The sequence below is a fragment of the Kitasatospora sp. MAA19 genome (genome assembly GCF_029894125.1).
Taxonomy (GTDB): domain Bacteria; phylum Actinomycetota; class Actinomycetes; order Streptomycetales; family Streptomycetaceae; genus Kitasatospora.
Genome location: NZ_JARXYZ010000071.1, coordinates 1 through 8791 on the forward strand (window position 1 = coordinate 1; position 8791 = coordinate 8791).

The window sequence follows — 8791 nt, forward strand, 5'->3', positions numbered from 1 at the left end:
TGGACGGGGAGTTGGGCGTGGCGGGCGACGACCTGGACGGGTTCGGGCAGGCCTTCCCAGAGGAAGGCGGTGCGCAGGATGTCGTGGCGGTCGATGACGTGTTGGAGGGCGCCGAGGAAGGTGTCCAGCCGCTCGCGCGAGTCGAAGGTCAACGCCGCCGGCAGGACGTAGGGGTCGTAGCCTTCGGCGGCCACCAAGTGGTGGAAGAGGATGCCCTGTTGCAGTGGGGCGAGCGGGTAGATGTCCGCGATGTTGGCCGCGCCGCCGGGGAATGCCGCGGTGATCCGCGCGATCTCCTCGGTGGTCAGCTCGATGAGTGGCAGCATCGCGGGGGTGATCTCCCGGGCGTGGGCCGGGATCAGGTTCGGCGGGACCACCACCGCGCCGGTGTCGGCGGCCGCCGCCAGCCCTGCCGGGGTGGGGGCGGTGAAGAGGGTACGGACGTTCACCGGGACGCCCCGCGAGCGCAGCCGCTCCACCAGCGTGACGGCGAGCAGCGAATGGCCGCCCAGGTCGAAGAAGTTGTCGTCCACGCCGACCTGCGGCAGGCCGAGCACCTCGCCGAACGCCTCGCACAGCAGGGTCTCGCGCGGCGTCGAGGGTGCCCGGTAGGTGGTGCCGGCGGTGAAGTCGGGGGCGGGCAGAGCGCGGCGGTCGAGTTTGCCGTTGACGGTCATCGGCAGCGCGTCGAGCACCACGATCGCGGCCGGGACCATGTATTCGGGCAGGGTCGCCGCGAGATCGGCCCGGACGACCGCGAGGTCCACCTCAGCTACGGGGACGACGTAAGCGACGAGGCGCTTGTCGCCGGGCAGGTCTTCGCGGACGATGGCGCTTGCGCGGGCGATGGCCGGGTGTGCGGCCAATGCGGCTTCGATTTCGCCGAGTTCGATGCGGTAGCCGCGGATCTTGACCTGGTCGTCGGTGCGGCCGAGGTATTCGAGTTCGCCGTGGTGGTTCCAGCGGGCGAGGTCGCCGGTGCGGTACATCCGGCTCCCGGACGGGCCGAAGGGGCTGGCGACGAAGCGTTCGGCGGTGAGGGCGGGGCGGTGGAGGTAGCCGCGGGCGAGCTGAGCCCCGGCGATGTAGAGCTCGCCCGGGACACCGGCGGGGACGGGGCGCAGTGCGGTGTCCAGGACGTAGGCGCGGGTGTTCCACATCGGCCGCCCGATCGGCACCACGACGGCGTCGGGATCCTCGGCGGTGAACCGGTGGTCGGTGCAGCCGACGGTGGTCTCGGTCGGCCCGTAGTGGTTGACCAGCGTGACGTCCGGGTGGCGCTCGTGCCAGCGGGCGAGCTGGGCGACCGGCACCGCCTCGCCGCCGACCATCAGCAGGCCGGTCGGGACGTGACTGTCGGAGAGCGCGTCCAGGTAGGCGAGGCCGCTGGGTGTGGCCTTGAAGAGGGTGAGTGGTTCGTTGGTGAGGGTGGTCGGGAGGTGTTCGTCGAGTGCTGCGAGTCGGACCTGGCCGCCGGTGGTGAGGGCGCCGTAGAGGACGGTGACGCCGGCGTCGAAGGAGATGGAGGCGTGCAGGAGGGTGGTGCCGGAGAGCTCGGGGTAGGCGGTGGCGGCGCGGGTGAGGTAGTTGACGAGGCCGGTGTGGGGGACGACGACGCCCTTGGGGTGGCCGGTGGAGCCGGAGGTGTAGATCACGTACGCCGGGTGCTGCGGCGACATCGCCACGTCGAGGTCGGTGTCGTCGTGGCCGGTGGTCGACAGTTCGTCGATCAGCAGGTGATGGGTGTCCGTCAGGTCACCGGCCTTGGTGGCGCATTCGGTGCTGGTGAGGAGGAGTTGGGGGTGGGCGTCGGTGAGGAGGTAGGTGATGCGGTCGGCGGGGTAGTCGGGGTCGATCGGGAGGTAGGCGGCGCCGGTCTTGAGGACGGCGAGGAGGGTGACGATCAGGTTGGTTGAGCGTTCGATGAGGACGGCGGCGAGGGTCTCGGGGCCCATGCCGTGGGTGGTGAGCAGGCGGGCGAGGTGGTTGGCGCGGCTGTTGAGCTGGGCGTAGGTGAGGCGTTCGTCGTGGTGGACGAGGGCGGTGGCGTCGGGGGTGCGGGCGGCCTGGGCTTCGACGAGTTGGTGGAGGGTGGTGGTGGGGACGTCGTGGGTGGTGTTGTTCCACTCGGTGAGGATTCGGTGGTGTTCGGCGGTGTCGAGGATGTCGATGTCGGTGACGGGTTGGTCGGGCGCGGTCAGAGCAGCCGAGAGGACCCGGACGAATCGCTCGGTGAGCCGTTCGGCCGTCCCGGTGTCGAAGAGGTCCCGGGCGAAGGTCAGCGTGCCGCGCAGACCGGCGTGCGTGCCATCGGCGGCGAAGGTCTCGCTGAGGGTGAAGGACAGGTCGAACCGGGCTGCCAACTGGCCGGAGGGAGCCAGCGTCGCCGTGAGACCGGGCAGCGCCAGGTTGGGCTCGGCGTTGTTCTGCAGCGAGAGCATGACCTGGAAGAGCGGGTGGCGGGCCATGGACCGCGCGGGGGCTATCTCCTCCACCAGGCGTTCGAAGGGGATGTCCTGGTGGGCGAAGGCGGTGAGGTCTGCTTCGCGGATGCGGTGGAGGAGTTGGGTGAAGGTGGGGTTGCCGTTGAGGTCGGTGCGCAGGACGAGGGTGTTGACGAAGAAGCCGATGAGGTTGTCGAGGGCTTCGTCGGTGCGTCCGGCGATGGGGGTGCCGATGGGGAAGTCGGTGCCGGCGCCGAGGCGGGAGAGTAGGACGGCGAGTGCTGCCTGGAGCACCATGAAGGTGGTGACGCCCTCGGCGTGTGCCAACTCGGTGAGCCGCTGGTGGAGTTCACTCGACACGGTGAGGTCCACCGTTCCGCCGTGGTGGCTGGCGGTGGCGGGGCGGGGGCGGTCGGTGGGGAGGGTGAGTTCTTCGGGGAGGTCGGCCAGGGCCTGGCGCCAGTAGGTGAGTTGCTGGGAGAGGAGGCTGTGCGGGTCGTCGGGGGAGCCGAGGAGGTCGCGTTGCCAGAGGGTGTAGTCGGCGTACTGGACGGTGAGTGGTTCCCAGGTGGGTGGGGTGCCGGTGAGTCGGGTGGTGTAGGCGGTGGAGATGTCGTGGGCGAGGGGGCCCATGGACCAGCCGTCGCCGGCGATGTGGTGGACGACGACGAGCAGGGTGTGCTCGGTCTCGCCGTGGGAGAACAGCCAGGTGCGGAACGGGATGTCGGTGTTGAGGTCGAAGGCGTGTGTCGCCGCGCGGGAGAGGGCTTCCTCGTCGTGGGTGTCCACCGTCAGGAGCGGGCCTACTGCGTCGATGTCGAGGACGAGTTGGCGTGGTTGCCCGTCGGCGGAGCCGAAGACGGTGCGCAGGACTTCGTGGCGTTCGACGACGTCGTGTAGTGCGGCGTCGAGTGCTTCGACCTGGAGGTGACCCGAGAGGCGAAGGCAGAGGGGGATGTTGTAGGTGGGGCTGGGGCCTTCCAGTTCGCCGAGGAACCAGAGGCGTTGCTGGGCGTAGGAGACCGGTAGGACCTCGGGTCGGGTGGTGGTGGTGGTGAGGGCGGGGCGGCTGGTGGTGGTGTCGTCGAGGCGTTGGGCGAGGGCGGCGACGGTGGGGGTCTCGAAGAGGGTGCGGATGGGGAGTTCGACGTCGAGGACGGTGCGGATGCGGCTGACCAGGCGGGTGGCGAGGAGAGAGTGTCCGCCGAGGGCGAAGAAACTGTCGTCCACGTTCACCTGTGGCACGCCCAGGATCTGGGCGAAGACCTCGCAGAGGATCTCCTCGCGCGGGGTGCGCGGGGCGCGTCCGGGGGTGCTGGTGAGGTCGGGTGCGGGGAGGGCGTGGCGGTCGAGCTTGCCGTTGACGGTGAGGGGGAGGGCGTCGAGGGTGACGATGGCGGTGGGGACCATGTACTCGGGGAGCAGTCCGGCCACGTGCGCCAGGACGGCGGTGGTGTCGAGGTCACCTGTGGGGACGGTGTAGGCGATGAGGCGCTTGTGGCCGGGGGTGTCTTCGCGGAGGAGGACGGTGGCCTGGGCGACGGTGGGGTGGGAGGCCAAAGCGGCCTCTACCTCGCCGAGTTCGATGCGGAAGCCGCGCAGTTTGATCTGCTGGTCGGCGCGGCCGGCGTATTCGAGTTCGCCGTGGTGGTTCCACTTGGCGAGGTCGCCGGTGCGGTACATGCGGCTGCCGGCCGGGCCGTGGGGGTCGGCGGTGAAGCGTTCGGCGGTGAGGGCGGGCCGGTGGTGGTAGCCGCGGGCGAGGCCGGAGCCGGCGAGGTAGAGCTCGCCGGTGGCGCCGGCCGGGACGGGGTGCAGGTGGGCGTCGAGGACGTAGGCGCGCATGGTGGTCAGTGGGCGGCCGATGGGTAGTGCGCTGGGGGTGTCGGTCACCGGGTGGGTGGTGGCGAAGGTGGTGGTTTCGGTGGGTCCGTAGCCGTTGATGATGGTGAGGCCGGGGCATGCTGCGCGGGTGCGGGTGGCGGCGGTGGGGGAGACGACGTCGCCGCCGGTCCAGAGCTGGTGGATGCCGCTGAGGCAGGCGGGGTTGTCGTCGGCGATGAGGGAGAAGAGTCCGGCGGTGAGCCAGAGGGCGGTGATGTCGTGGCTGGTGATGAGGTGGTGCAGGGTGGTGGTGGTGAGGTCTCCGGTGGGGGCGACGATGACGCTGCCGCCGTTGAGGAGCGGTACCCATAGTTCGAAGGTGGAGGCGTCGAAGGAGTGCGGGGAGTGGAGTAGGACGCGTTGCATGGCGGGGGACGCGATGCGGTCGTCGGTGGCGAGTGCGATGACGTCGTGGTGGGTGACGGCGACGCCCTTGGGGCGGCCGGTGGAGCCGGAGGTGTACATCACGTACGCCAACTGCCGCTCGTGGAAGGCCACATCGACGCTGGCGGCGGGCGCGGGACCGTCCGTGGTGAGGACGGTGAGGACGGTGAGGCCGAGTTCGGCGGCCTCTTCCGACAGTGCGGTGTCGGTCAGGACCACGGTGGCGCCGGTCTCCGCGGTGATCGCGAGCCGGTGGGTCAGCGGGTAGCGGGCGTCGAGCGGGACATAGCAGCCACCGGCCTTCACGACGGCCAGCAGCGCGACGACCAGGTCCGCCGAGCGCTCCATCAGGACCGCGACGGCGCTCTCCGCCCCCACGCCCTCGGCGGCCAGCCGTCGGGCGAGGCCGTTGGCGCGGGCGTCCAGCTCGGCGTAGGTGAGTTCGGTGTCCCCGCACACGACTGCGACGGCGTCGGGCGTCCGTGCCACCTGGGCGGCGAACAGCTCGGGCAGCGTGCCCGTCACCGGCTCGGCGGCGGCGCCGTTCCACTCGGTGAGGATCCGCTGCCGCTCCGCCGCGTCCAGCACCTCGACCGCCGACACCGGCCGGCCCGGCTCGGTCAGCACCGCCCGCAGGACCCGGACGAAGCGTGCGCCGAGCTGTTCGGCCGCCGCCGCGTCGAAGAGGTCGAGCGCGAACGTGACGTTGCCCTGGAGCCCGGCCGGGGACCTGTCCGGGCCGAAGTCCTCACCGAAGGTGAAGGAGAGGTCGAACTTCGCCGGAGCCTGTCCGCCGGCCAGTGGCTCGGCGGTCAGGCCGGGCAGGTCGAGGACCGGCCGGGCGTTGTTCTGCAAGGAGAGCATCACCTGGAAGAGCGGGTGGCGGGCCATCGAGCGGGCCGGTGCCAGCTCCTCCACCAGCCGCTCGAAGGGCACGTCCTGGTGGGCGAACGCGCCGAGGCCGGTCTGCCGTACGCGGCGCAGCAGTTCGGTGAAGGACGGGTCGCCGGAGAGGTCGGTGCGCAGCACGAGGGTGTTGACGAAGAAGCCGACCAGATCGTCGAGCGCCTCGTCGGTGCGGCCGGCGACGGGCGTGCCGATCGGGACGTCCGTCCCGGCGCCGAGGCGGGAGAGCAGGACGGCCAGCGCCGCCTGGAGCACCATGAACGCCGTCACGCCCTCGGCACGTGCCGTCTCCACGAGGCGGCGGTGCAGGTCGGCGGGTACGGCGATGTCGACCGTCCCGCCCTCGTGGCCGGCCACCGCCGGGCGCGGGCGCACGGTGGGAAGCGCCAGCTCCTCCGGCAGGTCGGCCAGCGCCGCCCGCCAGTAGGCGAGTTGTTCGAAGAGCAGGCTCTCCGGGTCGTCCTCCTCGCCCAGCAGTTCGCGCTGCCAGAGCGCGTAGTCCGCGTACTGGCCGGGGAGTTCGTCCCACTGCGGTGCGGTGCCCGCCAGCCGGGCGCGGTAGGCGGCGGAGACGTCCCGGGCGAGCGGGCCCATCGACCAGCCGTCGCCGGCGATGTGGTGGACCACCAGCAGCAGCACGTGCTCGGTCCGACTGCGGCCGAACAGCCAGGCGCGGATGGGTAGTTCGTCGGTGAGGTCGAAGACGTGGCGGGCGGCGCCGGCCACGGCGGCGTCCAGCTCGGCCGCGTCGAGGGCGGCGGCGTCGACCACCGTGAGCAGCGGACCGACCGCGTCGGCCGACCGGATGTCCTGCCACGGCTGACCGTCGGTCGCGGGGAAGACCGTCCGCAGCACCTCGTGCCGTCCCACCACGTCCCGCAGCGCGGCGTCCAGGACGGAGGCGTCCAGCGGGCCGGTCAGCCGCAGGCCGAGCGGGATGTTGTAGGTGGCGTTCGGGCCCTCGAGCTGGTCGAGGAACCAGAGCCGCTGCTGTGCGAAAGAAACCGGGACCATCAGGACTCCTTGTGCCCGCGCATCGGCCGGAACGCGGGCCGTGCCTTCTTGGTGGTGAGTGATTCGAGTCGCTTGGCCACACCGGCGACGGTCGGTGTCTCGAAGAGGGCCTGGACCGGCAGCTCGACGTCGAGCAGGGTGCGGATCCGGCTGACCAGTCGGGTGGCCAGCAGGGAGTGCCCGCCCAGGTCGAAGAAGTTGTCGTCCATGCCGACCTCGGGCACGCCCAGCACCTGGGCGAAGGCCTCGCACAGCTGCCGCTCGCGGTCGGTGACCGGCGCCCGGTGGGCGACCCGCGAACCGAGGTCGGGTGCGGGCAGCGAGGCGCGGTCGAGCTTCCCGTTCGCCGTCAGGGGCAGGGCCGGCAGCAGGACGGCCGCGGACGGGACCATGTAGTCCGGCAGCAGGTCGGCCAGGTGCCGGCGCAGGTCCTCGACGGTGACGGTGGTGCCGGCGGGGTCCGCGAGGACGGCGTAGGCGACCAGTCGCTTGTCCCCGGCGCGGTCCTCGCGGGCGATCACCGCGGCGTCGGAGAGCGCCGGGTGGGCGCTCAACGCCGCTTCCACCTCGCCGAGTTCGATGCGGAAGCCGCGGATCTTCACCTGGTCGTCGGCGCGGCCGAGGAACTCCAGCTGCCCGTCGGCCGTCCAGCGGACCAGGTCCCCGGTGCGGTACATCCGGCTCCCGATCGGGCCGAACGGGTCGGCCACGAACCGCTGGGCGGTCAGGTCGGCCCGGCCCAGGTAGCCGCGGGCCAGCCCGGTGCCGGCCAGGTACAGTTCACCGGCCGTGCCCACGGGCACCGGCCGCAGCGCGGAATCCAGGACGTAGGCACGTGAGTTGTCCATCGGACGGCCGATCGGCAGCACCGCGGGGACCTCTGCGCTGCTGACCAGGGGGACCTGCGTGGTGCAGAGCGTGGTCTCGGTCGGGCCGTAGGTGTTGCGGACCAGGATCCCCGGGCAGGCGTCGAGCACCCGCCGGACGGCCGCCGCCGGGACGATGTCACCGCCGGTGCCGACCTCCTGGATCCCGGTGAACGCCGCCGGGTCGTCCTCCGCGAGGACCCGGAACAGGCCCGCGGTGAGGTGCAGGTGGGTCAGGTCGTGACGCTTCGTCAGCGTGCGGATGGCCGAGGCGTCCAACCGTCCCTCGGGGGACACCACGACCGTGCCGCCGGCGGTCAGCGGCACCCAGAGCTCGTAGGTGGAGGCGTCGAAGGCGTGCGGGGACTGGAACAGCACGCGGTGCGGCACGGTCTCCCGCCAGCAGCGGTCCGAGACCAGTTCGACCACGCCGCCGTGGGTGTTGACGATGCCCTTCGGGACGCCGGTGGAGCCGGAGGTGTACATCACGTACGCCGGCTGGTCCGGCAGGGTCCGCACGGCCGGGTTCCCCGGATCGCCGGTCCCGGCGGCCGCGTCGACGACGAGGACCTCGGCTCCGGCCGCCTCGACGCCCCGGACGAAGCCGTGGCCGACGGTGCCGGCGTCCACCAGCAGCAGGCCGGCCCCCGCGTCCCGGTAGACCACCTCCATCCGGGCCTCGGGCGCCCGCGCGTCGATCGGCACGTATGCGCCGCCCGCCTTCAGTACGGCCAGCAGGGTGACCACCAGGTCTGCCGAGCGCCGCATCAGCACCGGCACCAGCGACTCCGGGCCCACCCCGCGCGCCATGAGCAGCCGGGCCAGCCGGTTGGCGCGGGCGTTCAGCTCGGCGTAGGTCAGCGACTCGCTCTCGAAGACCAGCGCCACGGCGTCCGGTGTCCGGGCGGCCTGGGCCTCGAACAGCTCGGTCAGGCTGACGGCGGGGCGCTCGACGCGGGTGTCGTTCCACTCGGTCAGCAGCGTCCGCCGCTGGGCCTCGGTGAGGACGTCGAGGTGGTTGAGGGGGGTGTCGGGTGCGGTGTCGAGTGCGGTGACGAGGTTCTGCAGGGCGGTGTGCAGGAGGGTGCAGACGAGCGCCGGGTCGATCGGGTCGATCGCCTGCGCGGACAGCTCGAACCCGGTGCCCAGGTCGTCGACCGCCATGGTCAGCGGGTAGTTGGTGTGGTCCTGCCCGTGCTCGGCCTCGATCCCCTCCAGGTCGATGCCGGGATCGTCCTCCGGTGCGTGGCTGTGTCGGTAGTTGAGGAGGGCGGTGAAGAGGGGGGCGGTGCC

Annotated in this window: 2 protein-coding genes; both read right to left on the bottom strand. The window is 71.7% G+C overall.

Features of this window, described 5'->3' with window-relative positions; genetic code table 11:
* Window positions 1-6632, bottom strand: a 6632-nt coding sequence (locus P3T27_RS40665; RefSeq protein WP_280686414.1) for a non-ribosomal peptide synthetase, incomplete at its 3' end; no start/stop codon positions are given.
* On the bottom strand, window positions 6632-8791 hold a 2160-nt coding region (locus tag P3T27_RS40670), incomplete at its 5' end, for an amino acid adenylation domain-containing protein (RefSeq protein WP_280686415.1). The genes P3T27_RS40670 and P3T27_RS40665, both read right to left, overlap by 1 nt.